Below are 21,023 nucleotides of genomic sequence, written 5' to 3' on the forward strand. Positions count from 1 at the left end.
GCGCCGGCAACAGGATCGCACCCGATTGCTCAAGTGAACATCGAGTGACCACGCAGAGTTGATCCGAAGGGCGGGGAGAAGTATTTATCGTGTCGACATAAGGATTCTTGACATGACCGACACCGATTCCAGCCCAACACTCGAGCGCAAGCGCGGCTCCGGCGTGAAGATGGTCTACGACCTGTTGCGCGACGAAATCCTCGATCTTGAGCTGGCGCCGGGCAGCCCGATCGACGAGGTGCAGCTTGCGGAACGGTTCAAGATGTCGCGCACGCCGATCCGTGAAGCGCTGGTGCGGTTGGCGGGCGAAGGCCTGATCGACACGCTGCCGAACCGATCGACGATGGTCTCGAGCATCGACTTCCTCAACATGCACACTTTCTTCGACGCTCTCGTGCTGATGTACCGCGTCACCACGCGCCTGGCAGCGCAGAACCATCGCCCGGAAGATCTGCCGATCATTCGGGGTTTCCATGAAGACTATGCCGCGGCCATTAAGTCAGGCGACGCGCTGGCGATGATCGCCACCAACGCCGCCTTCCACGCGGCGATAGCAGAAGCCGGCCGCAACCCCTATTTCACCGGCCTCTTCCGTCGACTGCTGGATGAAGGACGGCGGATGCTGCGCCTCTACTACCAGTCCTACGAGGAGCAATTCCCGCAGCGCTTCGTCGACGAGCATGCGGAAATCATTGCCGCGATCACCGCCCGCGATCTCGAGGCGGCCGACCGTCTCGGCAAGGCACATGCCGAGCAGATCGTCCAGCAGGTGCAAAAGCTTTTCGCCCGGAAAAACCAGCTCGACATCGCTCTTTAGCGGCTTTGTATTTTTCTTGTCGACAAGTAAAATACAAACAGATATATCTGATCACCAGAGGCACGAAGACGTGCGCCATGGATGGCGCCGACGTCCTTGCCCAAAGTGACAAAGCCGAGAGGAGTTTCAGATGAAGGCACAGATTTTCACCGGCGTCATTCCGGCGCTGATGACCCCCTGCAAGGATGACCGCACCCCCGATTTCGACGCACTCGTGCGCAAGGGCAAGGACCTGATTGCCCAAGGCATGTCCGCAGTGGTTTATTGCGGCTCGATGGGGGATTGGCCGCTTCTGACCGACGCGCAGCGCATGGAAGGCGTCGAGCGCCTGGTCAAGGCCGGCATCCCCGTGATCGTCGGCACCGGCGCCGTCAACACCGCGTCTGCCGTCGCCCATGCGGCCCACGCCCAGAAGGTCGGCGCCCAGGGCCTGATGGTCATTCCGCGCGTGCTTTCGCGCGGCTCGGTCGTCGCCGCCCAGAAGAACCACTTCAAGGCCATTCTTACGGCCGCTCCGGACCTGCCGGCGGTCATCTACAACAGCCCCTACTACGGCTTTGCCACCCGCGCCGACCTGTTCTTCGCATTGCGCGCCGAACATCCGAACCTTGTCGGCTTCAAGGAATTCGGCGGCGCCGCCGACATGCGTTATGCGGCCGAAAACATCACCAGCCGTGACGATGGCGTCTCGCTGATGATCGGCGTCGACACGGCCGTTTTCCACGGCTTCGTCAACTGCGGCGCAACCGGCGCGATCACCGGCATCGGCTGCGTGCTGCCGAAGGAAGTCATCCACATGTGCAACCTGTCGCGGGCAGCCGCCAAAGGCGACGTCGATGCACGCCTTCGCGCGCTGGAACTGGAACAGGCACTCGCCGTTCTCTCCTCCTTCGACGAAGGCCCGGACCTGGTTCTATACTTCAAGCACATGATGGTGCTGAAGGGCGACAAGGAATACACGCTGCACTTCAACGAGAGCGATGCGCTCTCGGACAGCCAGCGCGGTTATGTCGAAGCCCAGTTCAAGCTGTTCAACAGCTGGTACGGCGAGTGGAGCAAGCTCCCGGGCGCGGTCCAGAAGTACAAGGCCTGATCGTCCGCATCACGTCACAGAAGAAAGGCCCGCCAATCGGTGGGCCTTTTTTCGTTTGCCGATCCACTGTGCGCCGCAGGGATTGCGGCGGGTATGCCGTCGCTTATGCGACGGCGTCGAGCCCGAGTGCGAGCAGTCGGTCGAGCTGCTCCGTCTCCGCCTTGTTGAGGACAATGCCTTCGGCTTCAGACTTGGCGCGCGCAACGAAGCGGCGCTGCGAAGGAAGACGGGCGCCCTGGCCGACGATCGCCTCGAACAGCATTTCCGCGCGGTCGAACGGATTGCCCGGCCGTCCCGCCGCGAATTTTTCCGGCGAGAAGGCGATGATCAGCTCGCCATGGAACGGCGCCAAGGTCGTGGTGCCGAGATAATCGAGCACTTCAGGGCTCGTGAGGTCGCCAATCATGATGCCGGCGAGAAGCTCGACCATCGTGCCGATGGCCGAACCCTTGTGGCCGCCGAAGGGCAGCATGGCGCCGGCGAGAGCAGCTTCCGGGTCGGTCGTCGGATTGCCTTCAGCATCGATCGCCCAGCCCTCCGGCAGTGCCTTGCCCGCACGGCGGTGCAACTCGATCTCGCCGCGTGCGGCAACCGAGGTCGCAAAGTCGAAGACGTAGGGCGGCTGGTTCTGGCGCGGCCAACCGAAGGCGAAGGGGTTGGTGCCCAAAAGCGGCTTGTTGCCGCCGGTCGGCGCGACGGTCGCATAGCTCGGGCACATGACGAGGCCGGCAAGCCCTTCCCCGGTCAAGCCTTCCACTTCAGGCCAGAGCGCCGAGAAATGGGTGCAGTCGTTGATGACGAGTGCGGCGATGCCCAGCGTCCGGGCACGTTCGGCGAGCACTGGCAGGCCAAGTTCGAAGGCCGGGTTGGCAAATCCGCCTTTGGCATCGACCTTGACGATGGCCGAGCCTTCCTGCGCCAGCAGTTCGGGGACCGCGTCCGGCTTCACCTTGCCGGCCTTGACGGTGCGCAGCGCACCTTCGATACGGTAGATGCCGTGCGACTTGCAGGCGTCACGTTCGCCCGCCACGATCACCCGGGCAAGGGCTCCGGCCTGGACGGCGTTGAGCCCGCCTTTGCGGAAGATCGCCTCGACCCGCTCCTGAACTGCGGAGATCGTCAGGGTGGTGGTCTCACTCATCTTGTACCTTTCTGGCTGCGTATGACCCTGTTACGGGCGGTTGAAGTTCTGCATACATAGAGTATACAAAGATCCGACAAGTGCAAATCGGCTGCGAGCTATTCATGCCGAAAGACACCGGTGTTCTCAAGAAAGGATCCGCAGATGGTCTTCACCCCTAAAGGAAAACATCTCGTCGCCGGCGAGTGGCTTGACGGCGCAGGCACCTTTGCCTCGACGCCGGCCCATGGATCGTCGCACGACTTCGCCGTGGGCACCGTGGAGCTGGTGAACCGCGCATGCGAAGCTGCCGAGGAAGCGTTCTGGACTTACGGCAATTCGTCGCGGGCGGAGCGTGCAACCTTCCTGCGCGCCATCGCCGACGAGATCGAGGCCCGCGCCGAGGCCATTACCGCGATCGGCAGCCAGGAAACCGGCCTGCCGGAAGCGCGGCTGCAGGGCGAACGCGGCCGCACCACCGGACAGTTGCGGCTGTTCGCCGACCACATAGAGGCGGGTGCCTACCTCGACCGACGCGTCGATGCTGCCCTGCCCGAGCGCCAGCCGGCGCCCCGCCCGGAGATCCGGCTGATCCAGCGGCCGATCGGACCTGTCGCCGTCTTCGGTGCCTCCAACTTCCCGCTCGCCTTCTCGACCGCTGGCGGCGACACAGCAGCAGCACTTGCCGCCGGCTGCCCTGTTGTGGTCAAGGGCCATTCGGCTCATCCCGGCACCGGCGAGATCGTCGCCGAGGCTGTCGAAGCCGCCATCCGCAAGACCGGCGTTCATCCGGGCGTCTTCTCGCTGATCCAGGGCGGTAACCGACAGGTCGGCGAAGCACTGGTGCAGCATCCGTTGATCAAGGCAGTCGGCTTCACCGGTTCGCTCGCCGGTGGCCGTGCGCTCTTCAATCTCTGCGCCGCACGGCCGGAGCCGATCCCGTTCTTCGGCGAACTCGGCTCGGTCAACCCGATGTTCCTGCTGCCGGAGGCGTTGAAGGCCCGTGGCGAGGCACTCGGACAGGGCTGGGCAGGATCGCTGACGATGGGCGCCGGCCAGTTCTGCACCAATCCGGGCATTGCGGTGGTGATCGAAGGCGCCGACGCCGACCGCTTCACGGCGGCAGCGACTGAAGCGCTCGGCAAGGTGGCGCCGCAGACGATGCTGACCGACGGGATCGCCAAGGCCTATCGCGACGGGCAGGAGCGCTTCACCACCCGCAACAGCGTCAAGCCGCTGCTCGTGACCAGCTCGACGGACCGCGCCGCATCGCCCAATCTGTTCGAGACCACGGGCGCGCAGTTTCTGGCCGACCACGCCCTCGGCGAGGAAGTCTTCGGTCCGCTCGGCCTCGTCGTCCGCGTGAATTCCGAGGATGAAATGGAGCAGCTCGCGCGCGGTCTCCAGGGACAGCTGACGGTCACCGTGCACATGGATGCCGGCGACACGCAGTCGGCTCTGCGTCTGCGCCCCATTCTCGAGCGGAAAGCTGGCCGCCTCCTGGTCAACGGTTTTCCGACCGGGGTCGAGGTGGTAGATTCCATGGTACACGGTGGGCCTTATCCGGCCTCGACGAACTTTGGGGCAACCAGCGTCGGGACCATGTCGATCCGTCGGTTCCTGCGTCCCGTCGCCTACCAGAACATGCCGGAGGCCTTGCTGCCCGAAGACTTCGGCAACTGACACGCGACCGATCGCTGCGTTGGGATCCCATTTTACGAAATAAATGGGATCCCCGCACGCGGCCGGCGTTAGGATCATATACTTTTTGTATACTGTTTGTATTTTTAGGTTGATTTACGCTCTCCAAAGCGGAATATTGCGGTCGCCGTCAAACGGCACACCAATTCAGGGAGAGAGAAAAATGAAGACCTCGGTCCTAGCCTTCGGCCTCGTTGCCGCCACTGCTCTGACCAGCCCGGCCCATGCCGACAAGCTGGATGACATCATCGGCTCGGGTACGCTGCGTTGCGCAGTGGTGCTTGACTTCCCGCCGATGGGTTCTCGCGACGAGAACAACAACCCGATCGGCTTCGACGTCGACTATTGCAACGACCTGGCAAAGGCGCTTGGCGTCACCGCCGAGATCGTCGAAACTCCCTTCCCCGAGCGCATTCCCGCGCTGATGTCCGGACGCGTCGACGTCGGCGTCGCTTCGACCTCCGACACGCTCGAGCGCGCCAAGACCGTTGGCATGACCGTTCCCTACTTCGCCTTCGAAATGGCCGTCACCGCCAATGAGAAGACCGGCATCAAGTCCTTCGAAGACATGAAGGGCAAGGTTGTCGGCGCCACCGCCGGCACCTTCGAAGCCATCGCGCTCGAAAAGCAGGTCAAGGAATGGGGTGCAGGCGAATTCCGTCCTTACCAGACCCAGGCTGACGTCTTCCTCGCGCTGAGCCAGGGCCAGATCGACGCTACCGTGTCGACCTCGACGGTTGCGCAGGCCAACGTGAAGACCGGCAAGTTCCCGGGCATCGCCGTCGTCGGCAAGGCGCCGTTCGATACCGACTACGTCGCTCTCTTCACCAACCGCGAAGAATACGGCCTCATCAACTATCTCAACCTGTTCATCAACCAGCAGGTCCGCACCGGCCGCTATGCCGAACTCTACGAAAAGTGGGTCGGCGGCGAGCTGCCTTCGCTGGCAGTAAACGGCGTCTACCGCTAATCTGTCCGTTTCTCTGGCGGCGCGAGGCAAACGCCTCGCGCCGTCATGCCAAGATGCGTTGATATTGACCGATTGCGTGGGGCCTTCAGGCGGCGCCCCGAAAAGCCGGGCCCTCCGGCGCAATCCGCCAATATCAGCGCATATTGGTATCGCTCATTTTTCGAAAAGGTGAGACGGCGATGTTCAATTACACCTTCCACTGGAACCAGGCGCTGAAAGCATTGCCGCAAATGCTTGACGGCGCGCTGATCACGCTGCAGATCGCGCTGCTGTCGATGCTGATCGGCGTGGTCTGCGCGCTCGCGCTGACGGGGTTCCGCCTGTCCGGCAACCGCGTCCTCAGCGGCTTTGCCACAACCTGGATCGAGATCGCGCGCAACACGCCCGCGCTGTTCCAGATCTACATGGCCCATTTCGGACTCGGCAATTTCGGCATCCATCTAAGCCCCTACACGGCCCTTTTGGTCGGCATCGCCTTCAACAATGCGGGTTATCTGGCGGAAAACTTCCGCGGCGCCCTCAAAGCGATACCGGATACCCAGACCCGGGCCGGCCGTTCGCTCGGCATGTCGGCGATACAGGCCTTCCGCTACATCGTGCTGCCGCAAATGCTGCGCATCGCCTTCCTGCCGACCACGAACCAGATGGTTTGGGCGATCCTGATGACCTCGCTCGGCGTTACCGTCGGCATGAACACCGACCTTGCCGGCGTCACCCAGGAACTGAACGCCCGGTCGTTCCGCACCTTCGAATTTTTCGCGCTTGCGGCGGTGATCTACTACGTCATCGCCAAGGCCGTTACCCTCGCTGCCCGAGCAATTGCCTCGCGCATGTTCCGCTACTGAGAGAGGTGAGAGATGTTCAATACCGCCCTCACCTGGAGTGACCTCGCCTTCCTGGCACAGGGTGCGGCGATGACGCTCGCCGTCACCGCCGTCTCGGTCACCGCTGGTACGCTGCTCGGCATTTTGTTCGGGGTGATCCGCGTTCAGGCCGGACCATACTGGTCCTTGCCGCTGACCTTCGTGCTCGATGTGTTTCGCTCCGTGCCGCTGCTGATCCAGCTGGTGCTCGCCAATGCCTTCCAGTCCATCGCCAAATTGGGCTGGGGTCCGTTCACCACCTCCTGCGTGGTGCTGTCGCTCTATACGGCCGCCTATTGCACCGAGATCGTGCGCGGCGGCATTTCCTCCGTGCCGCCAACCACTCGCCGCGCGGCTCGCTCGCTCGGCATGACCTGGTGGCAGGACATGCGTTACATCGTGGCGCCGCTTGCCACCCGCGTTTCGCTGCCATCCTGGATCGGTCTCACGCTCGGCGTCATGAAGGACTCTGCGCTCGTGCTCTGGCTCGGCCTGATCGAGCTTCTGCGCGCCTCGCAGATCCTCGTTACGCGCCTGCAGGAACCGCTGTTCATTCTTCTGATCTGCGGTGCAATCTACTTCCTCATCAGCTTCCCCATCGCCCGGCTTGGTGGGTATCTCGAAAAACGGTGGTCCCCCAATGATTGAGATTGAAAACGTCCGCAAATCCTTCGGCACGCTGGAAGTTCTGAAGGGCATCGACCTCACCGTCCAGAAGGGTGAAGTCGTCACGGTCATCGGTGGTTCCGGCTCCGGAAAATCGACCCTGCTCACCTGCATCAACGGCCTCGAGCCGATCGATGCCGGTCGGATCAAGGTCGACGGCACCGAAGTTCATGCCAAGAGCACGGATCTCAACAAGCTACGCAGCAAGATCGGCATCGTCTTCCAGCAATGGAATGCATTTCCGCACCTGACCGTGCTTGAAAACGTCATGCTCGCCCCGCGCAAGGTGCTCGGCCAGTCCAAGCAGGCGGCAGAGGAAATGGCCGTCAAGCAGCTGACCCATGTCGGCCTCGGTGAGAAGCTCCAGGTCTACCCGAACCGTATGTCCGGCGGCCAGCAGCAGCGCATGGCGATTGCCCGCGCCCTTGCCATGTCGCCGGAATACATGCTGTTCGACGAAGTGACCTCGGCGCTCGACCCACAGCTCGTCGGCGAAGTGCTCGACACGCTGCGCATGCTTGCCTCCGAGGGCATGACGATGATCTGCGTCACGCACGAAATGAAGTTCGCCCGCGAGGTGTCCGACCGAGTGGCCTTCTTCCACAAGGGCGTGATGGCCGAGATCGCCCCGCCGGAGGCGCTGTTCGGTGCGCCGAAGGATCCAGAACTGCAAAAGTTCCTGGCTGCGACACACTGAGCCGATCATGAAGGATGCAGCTCAGCCTGACGTCATCGTCATCGGCGCCGGCGTTGTCGGCCTTTCCGCCGCAATTGCGGCCCAGGCACGGGGGCTTTCGGTCACCGTGCTCGACCGGGAGGGCCCCGCGGCCGGGGCTTCGGCTGGTAATGCCGGAGCCTTTGCCTTCACCGACATCCTGCCGCTCGCCTCGCCCGGCATTTTGAAGAAGGCGCCGAAGTGGCTGCTCGACCCGCTGGGGCCGCTGAGTGTCCCGCCCGCCTACGCCGCGCAGATAGCGCCGTGGATGTTCCGCTTCTGGCGCGCCTGCTCGCCGAAGCGGGTGGCCCATTCGACCGCCGCCCAGACGGCGATGATGGATCTGTCCAAGGCGGAGCTGGAACCGTTCCTTGCCGCCACCGGCACGCTGCCGATGCTGCGCAAGGAAGGCAATCTTCAGGTCTATGAAAGCGACGCCGAGCTCAAGGCTTCGCAGCCCGGGTGGGACGCGCGGTCTAAGCACGGCATCGAGTTCCGCCATATGGGTGCCGCCGAGATGGCCGGGATCCAGCCGGGTCTCGCACCCCGCTTCACCCATGGCACGTTTACGCCGGGATGGTACTCGATCGCCGACCCCAAGCTCTATACGCTGGCGCTCGCGGAGCATTTCCGCTCCAGAGGCGGCGCCATCGAGCGCGCCGAGGTTACGGCGCTTGCGACGATCGACGACGGCGTCGAAATCCGCACGACGAACGGCAACACGCGGCGGGCGGCACAGGTCGTGCTTGCGGCCGGCGCCTTCTCGCACCGGATCGCCAAATCCTTGGGCGAGAGCATTCCGCTCGAAACCGAGCGCGGCTACAACACCACGCTGCCGGCAGATGCCTTCGACCTGCGCACACAGGTCACCTTCGGCGGCCATGGCTTCGTCGTCACCCGCCTGTCGACCGGCATCCGTGTCGGCGGCGCGGTCGAACTCGGCGGATTGACGCTGCCGCCGAATTATCGCCGATCCGAGGCCATGCTGCAGAAGGCCCAAACCTTCCTGCCGGGCCTCAAGTCGACGGGCGGCGTGCAGTGGATGGGCTTCCGCCCGTCGCTGCCCGACAGCCTTCCGGCCATCGGCCGCGCCCGCGCCACGGCGCGGGTCGTCTATGCTTTCGGTCACGGCCATCTCGGCCTAACCCAATCGGCGGGCACCGCCCGGCTGGTCGCGGATCTGCTGACCAGCCAGTCCCCGACGATTGACATCGCTCCCTTCTCGCCGCAACGGTTCTGACAGAGGTTTCGACCATGGCCACCTACACTTTCTCCTGCATCGACGGGCACACCTGTGGCAATCCCGTCCGTCTCGTTTCCGGCGGCGGCCCTCGTCTCGAAGGCGCCAACATGCTGGAAAAGCGCGCCCATTTCCTGCGGGAATTCGACTGGATCCGCACCGGCCTGATGTTCGAGCCGCGCGGCCACGACATGATGTCCGGCTCGATCCTCTATCCGCCGACGCGCCCCGACTGCGACGTCGCCGTCCTGTTCATCGAAACCTCCGGCTGCCTGCCGATGTGCGGCCACGGCACCATCGGCACGATCACCATGGCGATCGAGAACGGACTGATTACGCCGCGTGAACCGGGCAAGCTGTCGATCGATGCGCCGGCCGGCAAGGTCGACATCAGCTATCGCCAGGAGGGCCGCTTCGTCGAGGAAGTGCGCCTGACCAACGTGCCTGGCTTCCTCTATGCCGAGGGACTGACTGCCGAAGTCGAGGGTCTCGGCGAGATCGTCGTCGACGTCGCCTATGGCGGCAATTTTTACGCCATCGTCGAGCCGCAGAAGAATTTTCGCGATATGGCCGATCACACGGCCGGCGAACTGATTGGCTGGAGCCCGAAACTGCGCGCCGCCTTGAACGCGAAGTACGAGTTCGTCCATCCCGAGCATCCGGAGATCAAGGGGCTCAGCCACATCCAGTGGACGGGCAAGCCGACGCAGGCCGAAGCGCATGCCCGCAACGCCGTGTTCTACGGCGAAAAGGCGATCGACCGCTCGCCCTGCGGCACCGGCACTTCGGCGCGCATGGCGCAGCTCGCGGCCAAGGGCAAGCTGAAGGTCGGCGACGAATTCGTTCATGAATCGATCATCGGCTCGCTGTTCAAGGGTCGGGTCGAAGCAGCGACCAAGGTTGCCGACCGCGATGCGATCATCCCCTCCATCGCCGGATGGGCGCGCATGACCGGCATCAACACGATCTTCATCGACGATCGCGACCCCTTCGCACACGGCTTCGTCGTCAAATGACACATTCGATCGCCGCTCACAGCATCCTTGGCGGCACCGCCGAAGGCCCCGTCGTTGCCGCACCGGAAGCGCTGAGCTTCTGGGGTGGCGTCGATCCGGCGACCGGAGCGGTGATCGATGTTCACCATCCGCTGCACGGGATCTGTCTTACCGGCAGTATCTTGATGATGCCGTCGAGCCGGGGCTCCTGCACCGGCTCGGGCGTGCTGCTCGATCTCGCGTTGACCGGCCGCGCGCCGGCAGCACTCGTCTTTTCCGAGGCCGAGGACGTGCTGACGCTGGGCGCGCTGATTGCCGCCGAAATGTTCGACAAGCAGTTGCCCGTCCTGCGCCTCTCACGCGATGCGTTCGCTGCCCTCGCCAAGGCAAAGTCTGCGCGCATCACCGAAAAGGCGATCGTGGCCGAGGGGCTGACGATCGAGATTGCACCGCCTGCGACCGCAAAACTCGACCTTGAAGACGCAGACCGCGCCATGCTGGACGGGCGCGACGGCGTGGCGGTCGAGGCAGCCATGCGCATCATCTGCGCCATGGCGGCGCAGCAGGGCGCGACACGCCTTGTCAGCGTCACCCAGGGGCATATCGACGGCTGCATCTATGCGAGCCCCGCCAACCTCACCTTCGCCGAGAAAATGGCTGACATGGGTGCACGGGTCCGATTGCCGACGACGATGAACGCCATCTCAGTCGACCGAGCCAACTGGCAGGCGCAGGGCGTGCCGTCGTCTTTCGGCGACCCGGCCGCGCGCCTTGCCGACGCCTATGTCCGCATGGGATGCCGCCCGACCTTTACCTGTTCGCCTTATCTGCTCGATAGCGCGCCTGAGGCCGGCGAAGCGATTGCATGGGCGGAATCCAACGCCGTTATATACGCCAATACCGTGCTCGGCGCGCGGACGGCAAAACACCCTGACTTCCTCGACCTGTGCATTGCGCTGACCGGCCGCGCGCCGCTCTCGGGCGTCTATCTCGACGAACACCGCAAGGCCAGCCGCGTCATCGACGTGGATCTGCCCGACGCCGTGGACGATGCGTTCTGGCCACTGATCGGCTATCTCGCCGGGCGCGCCGCGCCGGATCGTATCCCGCTTCTGCGCGGCCTTGCCGCTGCAAAACCCTCGCCCGACGACCTGAAGGCACTCTGCGCCGCCTTCGGCACCACGTCCGCTTCGCCAATGCTGCACATCGAAGGCGTCACGCCGGAGGCCGAAGATGCCGCGACGAGCGACGCTGACACTGTAACGATCACGCGCGCCGAAATGGCGGCCGCATGGACAGTTTTGAACGACGGCCCGGAGGACGTGGAACTGGTAGCCATCGGCAGCCCTCATGCGTCGCTCAACGAATGCCGGGCCCTGGCCACGACGCTTGCCGGCCGCACACGGCACAGGGATGTCGCCGTGATCGTAACGGCCGGCCGCGAGGTGATTGCCGCCGCGCGCGCCGAGGGCGTTCTTTCCGCCCTTGAGGCGAGCGGCGTGCAGGTCCTGCCCGACCTCTGTTGGTGCTCGATCTCGGAACCGGTGTTCCCGACACAAACCCGCGCACTGATGACCAATTCCGGCAAATATGCCCACTACGGCCCCGGCCTGTCCGGCCGTGCGGTTCGCCTCGGCAACCTTGCTGATTGCGTGACGGCGGCGCTGACGGGCCGCGTGCCTGCGCGGATGCCGGATTGGCTTTCCCCAGCGGGACGATAACGCCCGCCGACAAGACGCCGGCTGGTATCTTGACGTGAATGCGTTTCCGCATAGCCGCCGCAACACATGCGGCGGGTTCGCGTGCGCTTAAAGATCAGGTGCTCGGTCGACGAGCGTCTGGTACAGGACGTTTGCGGCCTCCTGCGGGGTCGAGGCGGCAAACCAGACCGGATCGGTCATCAGGACGACACGATCCCGCCGGGCGGCAGGGCCCGATGCTTCGCTTTCGTAAATGCCGCAGGCGCGGTGTTGTTTTCGGTTGAGCGCGATTTCGAGAACGCCAGAAGGCCGGGCATCCGGCGTATCAAAGATCTGCAGAATGTAACCTCGAAAACCGGTTCGTCCGCCGTTCGCGTCAATCTCATCGAGAACGCACGGGCTGAGCTCCGCCTGCCCCACTGGCATCGGCCGTGTCCAGAACGGCCCTCGGTCACTGCGGTCCGCGCTCAGCATGTCACTCGCCCTCGTCGCCTTGGAGCCGCGATCTTAACACTTGATCGGCGCGCATTCAGCCGATCCCAGATAGAATAAGGCCCGCCGCAACCGCATGCTGGGTTGCAAAGCGCAGCCTTTCCGGGCGGGGATTGGGCCTGACGGACAGGTTGGCGCGGCCCCGGCCGATGCGGAGCGCGCTGCAAGCGTCACAGCATCGACGCAGGCTCATGCGATCGTCTACCGCGACCCAGCAACAGGAGGATGGAACAATGCGCAGAATGCTCAGCGGACTGTCGGTCATTGCAGTCCTGGCCTTTGCGATCGGCACCGGCGGCATGCACCCCGCAGCATCCCAAAACAAACCGCAGGACCGCTCAACGCGCAATCCCGAAGAAGCGGGAAAGCCGTCGGCCACACCCGCAAGGAGCAAGAGCCCTGCCGTCGTCGTCAACCACCCTCCGCCGAGGAACGGAGCCTACTACAAGGGTATATTCCGCAACTAACAGCGGCGATCGGCTGCGCAGATGAACCGGGCGCCCAGGGGACCGAAATCCCGAGCCGTCTTGGAAAAGGCTTCAAGGCGAAGGCGTGAGCAACGGCGAAGGTTATCGCCGCCGGCCAGGACGATCCTCCTCATGAACGACGACGGTTGAGCAGCAGAGCGAACACCGGCGCCCCGACCAATGCGGTCACGATGCCCGCCGGCAACTCGCGTGGCGCAATGACACTGCGTCCCACCATATCGGCGACGACGACGAGGATGGCGCCGAGTACCAGCGAAACAGGCAGAAGGCGCGCATGTTTCGGACCGGCGAGAAGCCTTCCGGCATGCGGCGCGAGCAGACCGACGAAGCCGATAGCGCCGATGGACGATACCGCGCCGGCGACGAAGGCGGCAGCGAATGCGGCCGCAGCAAGGCGAGTTCCGCTGGTCGAGAGCCCAAGCGACCGTGCAGTGTCGTCACCGAGGACCAGCACATCGAGCCGCGAGCAAAATGACATGGCCGCGACGAGGAGCAACAGGAGCCAGGGTAGGAGGGTTGCTGCGTCGTCCATGCCGCGGGCATGCGTGGACCCCGCCAGCCACGACAAAGCCTGCATGGTCTGCAGCCGTGCCTCGACAACAATGATGGTGCCGCAGGCGCCAAGGCTCGCCGCCAAGGCAATGCCGTAAAGCACCAGCCTTTCCGGTGTCCGGTGAACGCCGAAGGCAAAGAGGCAAAACAGCGCGGCAAAGGAACCTGCGGCCGCCACCAGCTGGAAGCCGGGCGATCCCGGCGGCAACCCGCCGAGAAGCGCCACAAGACTGAAAAGTGCAGCCCCCTGCGCCAGACCCAGCGTTTCCGGCCCGCACAGCGGATTGCGGGTGGCCGCCTGAAGGAAGACGCCGGCACCCGCCAGAAGCATGCCGGCGCCCATTGCCACCAGAAGACGCGGCGCCCGCAAATCGAAAACGGCGACCAACTCCGGCACTGTCTTGGCGATACCGTCGCCGACGGCGAGTGCCGACGCGACGGCAACCGCCGATGCGACCAGCAGAACAGCAATGAGGAGGCCGGCCGGCAGCCGAGAGGATATGGAAACCGCCCGCGGCCGCTGTTCCTGGCCGATCCTGGCAAATCTGAGCAGGATCAGCATTGCCGGGGCTCCAAGGCAGGCAACGATCGCGCCGGTCGGGATCGACGAGCCTTCGGCGCTCAGCCATTGTGCAGCGACATCGGCAATCAGAACCGCCACCGCGCCCCAGATTGCCGAGAGGGGAATGACCTGGCGATGTCGGGTGATGCCGATTCCACGGAGCAGATTGGGAACGGCAAGACCGACAAAGCCGATGGGACCGCCGAGCGTCACCGCCGATCCGGCCAGAACCACGCTGACACCAAGGGCAAGCAGCGTCACCGCCCGGGTCATGCCAAGGCCCCTGGCCGAATCCTCGCCGAGCCCCAGCAGATCGAGAGACGGTGCCATCAGGCTGACCACGAAGAGCCCGACGGCTACGGCCGGCCCAACGGTTGCGACCTTCGTCCAGCCCGTCTGGTCGAGAATGCCGGCTGACCAGAGGACGATGCCGGAGGCTCGATCGTCGGCCATCAGCACGATCGCCGACGAAATCGCCGCAAACGACAGTGAAAGGGCAATGCCGGCCAGCGCCAGACGAACCGGCGGCGCACGGAGCCCACCCCCGAGCGTCAGGCATGAGAGCCCACCGAGCACACCGCCGAAAACCGTCGCCGCCAGGCTCGGCACATAGAACGGCACAAGCAGTGTGGCGATAACCAGCGCAAGCTGCGCGCCCGTCGTCACCGCGAGGATATCGGGTGCCGCAAGCGGATTGCGCAGGACCGTCTGCATGATGGCTCCGGCAACCGCCAGACAGACGCCGACGAGGATCGCCGCCGAAAGCCGGGGCGCCCGGATGGTTTCGATAATGGCCTGCGCCAGTGTCTCGGGGCGCGAGGGTGCGGCGACGATATCACTCCAGGCAACGAGACTGCCGCCCTGCATCAACGCCAGGATCGAAAGCAGAACCAAAAGCCCCAGGCCCGACGAGAACAGCAGCTTCAGCGAGACCGCCCTCGATGCCTGCATCCTTGCGCTGCGCACTGTCAGTGATCCCCGGCGCGGTCGCTGCCGCCGTCGTGTCCAACCCAGTCGATCAGGCAAAAGGGGCGGCCGGTGTGGGGGTGCGGGATCACATCGACCTTACACCCGAAGGCATCGCTGAGGCTCCGCGGCGTGAGGATATCGGCCGGCGCGCCGGTCGAAAGCACCTGCCCCTTCTTCATCAGGATGACGTCGTCGGCAAACTCGATCACCTGATTGAGATCGTGCAACACCGCAATGATCGTCAGCCCCTCCTCGCGATTGAGCCGACGCAACAACGTCAGCAATTCCGCCTGATGGCGCACGTCGAGGAAGCTCGTGGGCTCGTCGAGAAACAGGATCTGCGGCTCCTGGGCGAGCGCCATCGCCACCCAGGCACGCTGGCGTTCGCCGCCGGACAGCGAGGCGAGCTGGCGCTGGCGCATGTCCTTCAGATCGACGGCAGCGATCGCCCGCTCGATCGCGTCCCGGTCATTGCCCCTCAGGCGCGTCAGCCACGGCCGATGCGGATATCGTCCCTGCTCGACCAGTTCCTCGACGTTCAATCCCGCAGGCGTTTCCGGGTTTTGCCCGAGCACGGCAACCTGTCTTGCGATCTGGCGCCGGCTCAGGCCGCTGAGGGACTGACCGGCGAGCTGGATAGCGCCGCGGGTCGGCGCTTCGAGCCCTGAAAGGCATTTCAGAAGCGTGCTCTTGCCCGAGCCGTTGGCACCGCAAATCGCGGTGATGCGACCTGGATGGATTGCCACGGAGGCCCGATCGACGGCGGCCGAGCCATTGAAGACGACGCTGACAGCCTTGGCCTCGATGATTGCCGGCTTGACGGCGGCAGAAGCGGGCGCAATCGCGGCCACGGTCACGACAGCACCTCGCGCAGTGCATTGCGCAGGGCCGAAACGGAGCGGTATCCGACGTCGACAGCCGCCTCCTCCAACCTTGCGCCTTCGGCCCGACGACGCATGACATGGGCGATGCGCAGGCGACGCCGCCACTCGGCAAAGCTCATGCCGGTCTGCGTCCTGAATTTGCGGGTCATGGTCCGGCGGCTCATACCCAGCATGTCCGACCAACTGTCGATATCGAGGTCGATGGAGGGCTTGTCGGAGAGATCCATGCAGAGTTTCTGCAACCGCTTGTCCTGCGGCATCGGCAGGGCGAAAGGGCCCTCCTTGGCGCGCGTGATCTCCTGCAGGATCAAGGCAACGAGATGCCCACCCCGGCCATGCTCGTCATAGAGCACGGGCTCCTCGAGCAGGGCCGAAACGGTCGCCGACAGCAACGGCGATGTCGGGATGACACGGACCGGATCCCAACCCAGAACTGGATCGGTGACGGGCTCGATGTAAAGCGACTGCATCCTTACCCGGCCATGGCTGGTCACCGCATGCGGCAGGTTCGGCGCAATCAGCAGGCCATGCCCGCTCGGCACGATGAACGATGCATCGAGCGTTCGCGCCGTCATGAACCCTTCGACGCTCTGTAGCAATTGCCCGCGCCGGTGGCTGTGCCAGCCGAAATCGACACTCGTCTCGTAGAGACGCGTCATCGCCGCGACAGGCCGCGGAACCGTCTGAAGATCGATGGCTTGCTGCGGGCGCTTCACTTCGTCCTCATTGATTGCTATCCGCTGGGCGCGACCTTGCGTTGCGCCTCTCGCCCATGCCCCACGGAATTGCACTTCCTGCCGATATTTCGGTGAGCAATAGACACGCCCCCAGGTATTTTCAAAGCAAAATTTGGCCCATTTTCCCACTTCAATAACATTGCGCTTCAACGGGCCATATATTGGCCCGATCACGCTCATTTTTGACCTGACAATGTTGACTTCAAAAGTCTAGTTAGTCGCCGAAAGCGGTTCGACAGACCCGCAAGAAGACGACAGGCATCGACCTTTCTGCACCATCAGGCAGGTTCGCCGCACTGGACATGCAAGGTCAGGAAATTGGCAATGGTACATAGGCATTCGAGTTCCGCGCGCTCTTCCAACGGCGACTTGCCGATGCGTTCCACGCAAAAAGCCCGCTCGACGACCTATGGCCTGCTGATCTCGAGCGTCGCTGGTTTGGCGATCCTGGCGCAGACGCCAGTCCATGCACAAAACGCCCAGCCCGCAACGGCGCTCGAAACGATTACCGTCGAGGGCAACCGTGCGACGACGAAGACGTCGCGCTCGGCCGGAGAAGGTTATGTCGCCAGGGACAGCGCATCGTCGACCAAGACGCCGACACCGATTGCCGAGACGCCGCAATCCATATCGGTCATCACGCGGGCCAGCATGACGGACCGCGCAGTGCAATCCGTCGCCGACAGCCTGGTCTACAGTGCCAACGTCAACGGACAGCGCTACGGCAACGACACGCGCTCCGACTACTTCACCGTGCGCGGCTTCCCGGCAGACCTTTATCTCGACGGCCTGCGCATTCCGCAGATCGCCAACCAGACGGGCGGTTATGCCGGCTTTCGTGTGGAGCCCTATTTCCTCAACCGCGTCGAAATCCTTCGCGGCCCGAGCTCGGCGCTCTTCGGCCAGACCAATGTCGGCGGTGTCGTCAACATGATCAGCAAGGACCCGTCCGATACGGCAAGCGGCGAAGTCTATGCGCGCTACGGCAGCTTCAGCCAGAAGGAAACCGGCTTCGACCTTACCGGCCCGCTCGGCAAGGACGGCGATCTCGCCTATCGCCTGACGGGCATCTACCGCGACAGCGAAACGGGCATCCAGCTCGGCAAGAACGATCGCTTCGCCATCAGCCCGACGATCTCCTGGACGCCGGACGAGGATACCAGCCTCACCGTCTACGGCGCCTACATGAAGGATGATGCCGGGCAGGCAGGCGCAATCATTCCCGCGCGTGGCAGTGTGCTGCCCAACGGCCTGGGGCTGACGATCCCGCGGGAATTCACCGACGGCGACCCGCGCTACGACACCTATGAGAAGGAAACCGCCTATGTGGGTTATCGCCTGGAGCATGCGCTCAGCGACGACCTGACGCTGCGGCAGAACTTCCGCTACTCCCGTCTCGACGCCAACTACCAGAACCTCTTCACCAGCGGCCTTTTGCCCGACAACCGGACGATCACCCGCACGGTCTACAATGCGCAGCCGCTGCTTGACGCCTACGCGCTCGACACCAATCTGGAATACAAGTTCGATACCGGCCCGATGCAGCACACAATGCTGGCCGGCGTCGACTTTCAGTGGCAGCGACTGATCAACAACACAGGCTCCAAGGTTGGACCCACCCAGGACCTGTTCGATCCCACTTATGACACGCCGTTCACGCCGGCGGCGGTGACGACCCGTCTGGACCAGATCCAGCGGCAGGTCGGCATCTATGTCCAGGACCAGATCGAACTTGGGGGCCTGCGTCTGACCGCGAGCGGGCGCCAGGATTTCGTCAACATCTCCTCTCAGTCCAAGGCGCTCGCAACAGGCGTGACGACGCCTTATGCGCAGGATCCCAGCCAGTTTACCGGCCGGGTGGGCGCGGCCTACGTGTTCGACAACGGCGTCGTGCCCTACGCGCTTTACTCGACCTCGTTCCTGCCGGTACTGACACTGGCCAGTACGCCGCTGAAGCCGACCACCGGCACGCTGAAGGAAGTGGGCGTCAAATATGCGCCTGACGGAGCCGACTTCGACGTGACTCTGTCGGCCTTCGAGGCGACGCAGCAGAACGTGGTCAACCGCATCGCCACCATCTATTACCAGACCGACGAAGTCCGGGTGCGCGGCGTCGAGATCGAAGCCAATGCCAGCCTCTGGGACGGCCTCAACCTGACGGCTGCCGCCAGCTTCCAGGACCCGGAGGTGACGGAAAGCCAGACCGCGTCGCAGGTGGGCAAGATGCCCTATACCGTTCCCAAGCAGCAGCAGTCGTTGTTCGTCAGCTACGACATGCCCCTGCCGGATGCATGGGAAGGCGAACTGGTGGTCGGCGGCGGCGTGCGCCACATCGGCAAGACAGCCGGCGATACTGCCAACTCGTTCTTCGTGCCCGGATACACGCTGGTCGATGCCTTCGTGCGTTACGAGCATGATCGCTACCGGCTGCAATTCAATGGCTACAACCTCGGCGACAGGACCTATGTCGCCGGCTGCAACACCACCACCCAGTGCTACTACGGCCAGGGCCGGTCCGTCGTCGCAACAGCGAGCATCAAATGGTGATCAGGCAGACACGACGGGGTTTCCTCTGCGGCGCCCTGTCGCTTCTGGCCGCACCGCGTCTTCATGCCGGCGAGCCGCGCAGGCTCGTCACGCTCGAATGGCTGGCGACCGAAATCGCCCTGTTGCTAGGCGAACATCCCGTCGGCGTTGCCGATCTCGACGGCTATCGCCGCTGGGTGTCGGTCGACAATGACGGGCTTGCCGGTGCTGTCGATGTCGGCGGGCGCCAACAACCGAGCATGGAGGCTCTGAACCGTCTTCGGCCGGACCTCATTCTGTCTTCTACGCTGCGTCACCGGGCTCTCGAACAGCGGCTCTCGGAGGTCGCCCCAACGAAGCTCCTCGATGACGAGCCGCAAGACGGCGACCTGCTGACCGCGGTCTACACCGCAACGAAAGCCGCAGGCGAAGCGCTCGGCCGGAGCGAAGCAGCGGACGCGCTGCTTGCGGATTTCGACACGAAGCTTGCCGACATCGCGACCGATATCGCCGGTAGCAAGCTTGGCGGCCAGGCGGTGATCGTTGCCCAACCACTGCCGGGCGTGCCGCGGCTGCGCATTTTCACATCGAATTCGGCGGTGATGCAGATATTCGTCCGGGCCGGCTTTACTGCGGCACTCGACCTGCCGGCTGAACCGTTCGGCTTTAGCACCATCGGCCTCGAGGGCCTCGCTGCGCTCGATGGAAAATCCAAGCTTATCCTGCTTGCCGAAGAAGCGCCCGCAGAACTGGAAAATAGCGCGCTGTGGCCGATGCTTCCGGTGGTCGTGTCGGGGGGTGTGGTTCCCGTGGGCCTGCCAAGCTGGCCATTCGGCGGCCCCGCGTCGCTGCTCGGACTGGCGACCAACACGATTGCAAAAATGCAGGCCTGATCGACGCGGCTTCCAGCCGGGCGTTCTTCCGCTCGGTGCGTGGGGGGCGCGGTCGTTCGCCCGCCACGCAAGCTGGACGCCGCCGCGATCTTGCGCGACGACGTCCGGTGAAAAAGCGAACAACCGTATCTTATCGAGACGATTGACCTATCGCGGCGTAACGTCGAAGCCGAACCACTTTTCCGAAAGCGTCTTGATCGTTCCATCCGCCTTGGCGGCTGCGATTGCCTCGTTGAACAGCGCCTTCAACTCCGGATCCGTCTTGCGCAGGCCAACCGAACTGCCGCGACCGAGAAAGCCGCCCTGGAAGCGGGGCCCGGTCGTGGTCATGTCCTCGTTGCCTGGCTTTTCGGAAGCCGTGGTCAGATAGGCCATCGAGGCCATGACTAGGTCGACGCGGCCGGCAGCCAGATCGAGGTCGTGTTCTTCGGTGGTCTTGTACTCGCGCACCTCGACGACGCCCTTCAGATACTTGTCGACGAAGGCGGCGCCGGTCGAGGCGATCTGGACGCCGATTGTCTTGCCTTCAAGCAACGGCTTCAGCTTCTCGATCTCGGCGACAGCGCCTGCCTCGTTCGAAGCAAGCGAAAACACCACGCCCTCTTCGGGCAGCGATGCAAGCGGGCCTGATTTCGAGGTCGCAAAAGCCTGGCCCGTCGAGCCGTAGGAGTCGCTGAAGTCGATGACCTGCTCGCGCTTGGCCGTTGCCGACATGCCGGAAATGATCGCGTCGAACTTGCCGGCGTTCAACGCCGGGATCATGCCGTCGAAGTTCTGGACATTGATCTCGCATTCCACCTTCATGTGGGCGCAGAGATACTTGCTGAGCTCGATCTCATAGCCGTCGAGCGTGCCGTCGGGCTTGGTGAAGTTGTAAGGCTTGAAGCCGCCTTCGGTGGCGATCGACACACGCGTCCACGTCTTGTTTTCCGCCTGCGCGCCGCTGGCTGAAAACATCATCGTCGCAATGCACAATGCCTTCATTGCCGATTTGCTATAGTTCATTGGTAGTTCCCCTTTTTTGAGTGGTCAGGACCGGT

The 21,023-nt window shown here is 63.8% G+C and carries 19 protein-coding genes; 13 read left to right on the forward strand and 6 right to left on the reverse strand.

The window, feature by feature from the left end:
* Positions 1 to 112 precede the first annotated feature (112 nt).
* Positions 113 to 817, forward strand: coding sequence for a GntR family transcriptional regulator (locus tag HT585_RS15880; RefSeq protein ID WP_176353832.1), 705 nt, complete (start codon positions 113 to 115; stop codon positions 815 to 817).
* 130 nt (positions 818 to 947) lie between these two features.
* Positions 948 to 1,910 carry a dihydrodipicolinate synthase family protein gene (locus HT585_RS15885; RefSeq protein ID WP_176353833.1) on the forward strand — a complete coding sequence of 321 codons (963 nt, stop codon included), beginning with the start codon at positions 948 to 950 and terminating at the stop codon, positions 1,908 to 1,910.
* Positions 1,911 to 2,013: 103 nt separating this feature from the next.
* Here the strand turns inward: HT585_RS15885 and HT585_RS15890 are convergent, their stop codons facing one another.
* Positions 2,014 to 3,051, reverse strand: a complete 1,038-nt coding sequence (locus tag HT585_RS15890; protein WP_176353834.1) for an Ldh family oxidoreductase — start codon at positions 3,049 to 3,051, stop codon at positions 2,014 to 2,016.
* Positions 3,052 to 3,195: 144 nt separating this feature from the next.
* Here HT585_RS15890 and HT585_RS15895 point away from each other — a divergent pair, with 144 nt between their 5' ends.
* The 8 genes from HT585_RS15895 (at position 3,196) to lhpI (ending at position 11,901) form a co-directional block, all read left to right on the forward strand.
* Positions 3,196 to 4,713, forward strand: a complete 1,518-nt coding sequence (locus HT585_RS15895) for an aldehyde dehydrogenase (NADP(+)) (protein ID WP_176353835.1) — start codon at positions 3,196 to 3,198, stop codon at positions 4,711 to 4,713.
* Positions 4,714 to 4,894: 181 nt separating this feature from the next.
* Positions 4,895 to 5,701, forward strand: a complete 807-nt coding sequence (locus tag HT585_RS15900; protein ID WP_176353836.1) for an ABC transporter substrate-binding protein — start codon at positions 4,895 to 4,897, stop codon at positions 5,699 to 5,701.
* A 179-nt stretch (positions 5,702 to 5,880) separates the two neighbouring features.
* A complete protein-coding gene (locus HT585_RS15905) occupies positions 5,881 to 6,546 on the forward strand; it encodes an amino acid ABC transporter permease (RefSeq protein WP_176353837.1) in 666 nt (221 codons plus the stop codon).
* Between the two features lie 12 nt (positions 6,547 to 6,558).
* Complete coding sequence (locus HT585_RS15910; RefSeq protein ID WP_176353838.1) at positions 6,559 to 7,212, forward strand: amino acid ABC transporter permease; 654 nt, start codon at positions 6,559 to 6,561, stop codon at positions 7,210 to 7,212.
* On the forward strand, positions 7,205 to 7,927 hold the full coding sequence (locus tag HT585_RS15915) for an amino acid ABC transporter ATP-binding protein (RefSeq protein ID WP_173421485.1): 723 nt from the start codon (positions 7,205 to 7,207) through the stop codon (positions 7,925 to 7,927). The genes HT585_RS15910 and HT585_RS15915 overlap by 8 nt, the downstream gene beginning before the upstream one ends.
* Before the next feature lie 7 nt (positions 7,928 to 7,934).
* Positions 7,935 to 9,185: an NAD(P)/FAD-dependent oxidoreductase gene (locus tag HT585_RS15920; protein WP_176353839.1), complete on the forward strand. Its 1,251-nt coding sequence runs from the start codon at positions 7,935 to 7,937 to the stop codon at positions 9,183 to 9,185.
* Positions 9,186 to 9,199: 14 nt separating this feature from the next.
* Positions 9,200 to 10,201 carry a 4-hydroxyproline epimerase gene (locus HT585_RS15925; RefSeq protein ID WP_025429445.1) on the forward strand — a complete coding sequence of 334 codons (1,002 nt, stop codon included), beginning with the start codon at positions 9,200 to 9,202 and terminating at the stop codon, positions 10,199 to 10,201.
* A complete protein-coding gene (lhpI, locus tag HT585_RS15930; protein ID WP_176353840.1) occupies positions 10,198 to 11,901 on the forward strand; it encodes a cis-3-hydroxy-L-proline dehydratase in 1,704 nt (567 codons plus the stop codon). The genes HT585_RS15925 and lhpI overlap by 4 nt, the downstream gene beginning before the upstream one ends.
* Positions 11,902 to 11,988: 87 nt before the next feature.
* On the opposite strand, the gene HT585_RS15935 is transcribed toward lhpI, so the two are convergent.
* Entirely contained in the window at positions 11,989 to 12,354 is a 366-nt protein-coding gene (locus HT585_RS15935) for a hypothetical protein (protein ID WP_176353841.1), read from the reverse strand.
* Positions 12,355 to 12,605: 251 nt separating this feature from the next.
* On the opposite strand from HT585_RS15935, the gene HT585_RS15940 reads away from it, so the two are divergent.
* The gene (locus HT585_RS15940; protein WP_176353842.1) at positions 12,606 to 12,839 is read left to right on the forward strand and encodes a hypothetical protein; all 234 of its coding nucleotides are present in this window, start codon (positions 12,606 to 12,608) and stop codon (positions 12,837 to 12,839) included.
* 130 nt (positions 12,840 to 12,969) lie between these two features.
* Here the strand turns inward: HT585_RS15940 and HT585_RS15945 are convergent, their stop codons facing one another.
* From HT585_RS15945 to HT585_RS15955, 3 genes are read right to left on the reverse strand one after another with little or no spacing between them, the layout of a single operon-like run.
* The gene (locus HT585_RS15945) at positions 12,970 to 14,940 is read right to left on the reverse strand and encodes an iron ABC transporter permease (protein ID WP_343213998.1); all 1,971 of its coding nucleotides are present in this window, start codon (positions 14,938 to 14,940) and stop codon (positions 12,970 to 12,972) included.
* A 2-nt stretch (positions 14,941 to 14,942) separates the two neighbouring features.
* Complete coding sequence (locus HT585_RS15950) at positions 14,943 to 15,800, reverse strand: ABC transporter ATP-binding protein (protein ID WP_343213999.1); 858 nt, start codon at positions 15,798 to 15,800, stop codon at positions 14,943 to 14,945.
* Positions 15,797 to 16,543, reverse strand: a complete 747-nt coding sequence (locus tag HT585_RS15955) for a helix-turn-helix domain-containing protein (RefSeq protein WP_176353843.1) — start codon at positions 16,541 to 16,543, stop codon at positions 15,797 to 15,799. Before HT585_RS15955 ends, HT585_RS15950 begins: the two co-directional genes overlap by 4 nt.
* Before the next feature lie 396 nt (positions 16,544 to 16,939).
* Here HT585_RS15955 and HT585_RS15960 point away from each other — a divergent pair, with 396 nt between their 5' ends.
* Positions 16,940 to 19,111, forward strand: a complete 2,172-nt coding sequence (locus HT585_RS15960) for a TonB-dependent siderophore receptor (protein ID WP_176353844.1) — start codon at positions 16,940 to 16,942, stop codon at positions 19,109 to 19,111.
* Positions 19,105 to 19,983, forward strand: coding sequence for an ABC transporter substrate-binding protein (locus HT585_RS15965; protein WP_176353845.1), 879 nt, complete (start codon positions 19,105 to 19,107; stop codon positions 19,981 to 19,983). Before HT585_RS15960 ends, HT585_RS15965 begins: the two co-directional genes overlap by 7 nt.
* 147 nt (positions 19,984 to 20,130) lie before the next feature.
* Here the strand turns inward: HT585_RS15965 and HT585_RS15970 are convergent, their stop codons facing one another.
* Entirely contained in the window at positions 20,131 to 20,988 is an 858-nt protein-coding gene (locus HT585_RS15970) for a transporter substrate-binding domain-containing protein (protein WP_176353846.1), read from the reverse strand.
* Positions 20,989 to 21,023: the final 35 nt, after the last annotated feature.

The organism is Ensifer oleiphilus, from assembly GCF_013371465.1.
In the GTDB taxonomy this organism is placed as follows: domain Bacteria; phylum Pseudomonadota; class Alphaproteobacteria; order Rhizobiales; family Rhizobiaceae; genus Ensifer; species Ensifer oleiphilus.

Bases quoted from the DNA above. Each gene is read 5' to 3' on its own strand.
- HT585_RS15925 (WP_025429445.1), top strand. From the start codon at position 9,200: ATGGCCACCTACACTTTCTCCTGCATCGACGGGCACACCTGTGGCAAT.
- HT585_RS15935 (WP_176353841.1), bottom strand. From the start codon at position 12,354: ATGCTGAGCGCGGACCGCAGTGACCGAGGGCCGTTCTGGACACGGCCG.
- HT585_RS15970 (WP_176353846.1), bottom strand. From the start codon at position 20,988: ATGAACTATAGCAAATCGGCAATGAAGGCATTGTGCATTGCGACGATG.
- HT585_RS15880 (WP_176353832.1), top strand. From the start codon at position 113: ATGACCGACACCGATTCCAGCCCAACACTCGAGCGCAAGCGCGGCTCC.
- HT585_RS15915 (WP_173421485.1), top strand. From the start codon at position 7,205: ATGATTGAGATTGAAAACGTCCGCAAATCCTTCGGCACGCTGGAAGTT.
- HT585_RS15940 (WP_176353842.1), top strand. From the start codon at position 12,606: ATGCGCAGAATGCTCAGCGGACTGTCGGTCATTGCAGTCCTGGCCTTT.
- HT585_RS15965 (WP_176353845.1), top strand. From the start codon at position 19,105: ATGGTGATCAGGCAGACACGACGGGGTTTCCTCTGCGGCGCCCTGTCG.
- HT585_RS15890 (WP_176353834.1), bottom strand. From the start codon at position 3,051: ATGAGTGAGACCACCACCCTGACGATCTCCGCAGTTCAGGAGCGGGTC.
- lhpI (WP_176353840.1), top strand. From the start codon at position 10,198: ATGACACATTCGATCGCCGCTCACAGCATCCTTGGCGGCACCGCCGAA.
- HT585_RS15895 (WP_176353835.1), top strand. From the start codon at position 3,196: ATGGTCTTCACCCCTAAAGGAAAACATCTCGTCGCCGGCGAGTGGCTT.
- HT585_RS15920 (WP_176353839.1), top strand. From the start codon at position 7,935: ATGAAGGATGCAGCTCAGCCTGACGTCATCGTCATCGGCGCCGGCGTT.
- HT585_RS15900 (WP_176353836.1), top strand. From the start codon at position 4,895: ATGAAGACCTCGGTCCTAGCCTTCGGCCTCGTTGCCGCCACTGCTCTG.
- HT585_RS15910 (WP_176353838.1), top strand. From the start codon at position 6,559: ATGTTCAATACCGCCCTCACCTGGAGTGACCTCGCCTTCCTGGCACAG.
- HT585_RS15885 (WP_176353833.1), top strand. From the start codon at position 948: ATGAAGGCACAGATTTTCACCGGCGTCATTCCGGCGCTGATGACCCCC.
- HT585_RS15905 (WP_176353837.1), top strand. From the start codon at position 5,881: ATGTTCAATTACACCTTCCACTGGAACCAGGCGCTGAAAGCATTGCCG.
- HT585_RS15960 (WP_176353844.1), top strand. From the start codon at position 16,940: ATGCGTTCCACGCAAAAAGCCCGCTCGACGACCTATGGCCTGCTGATC.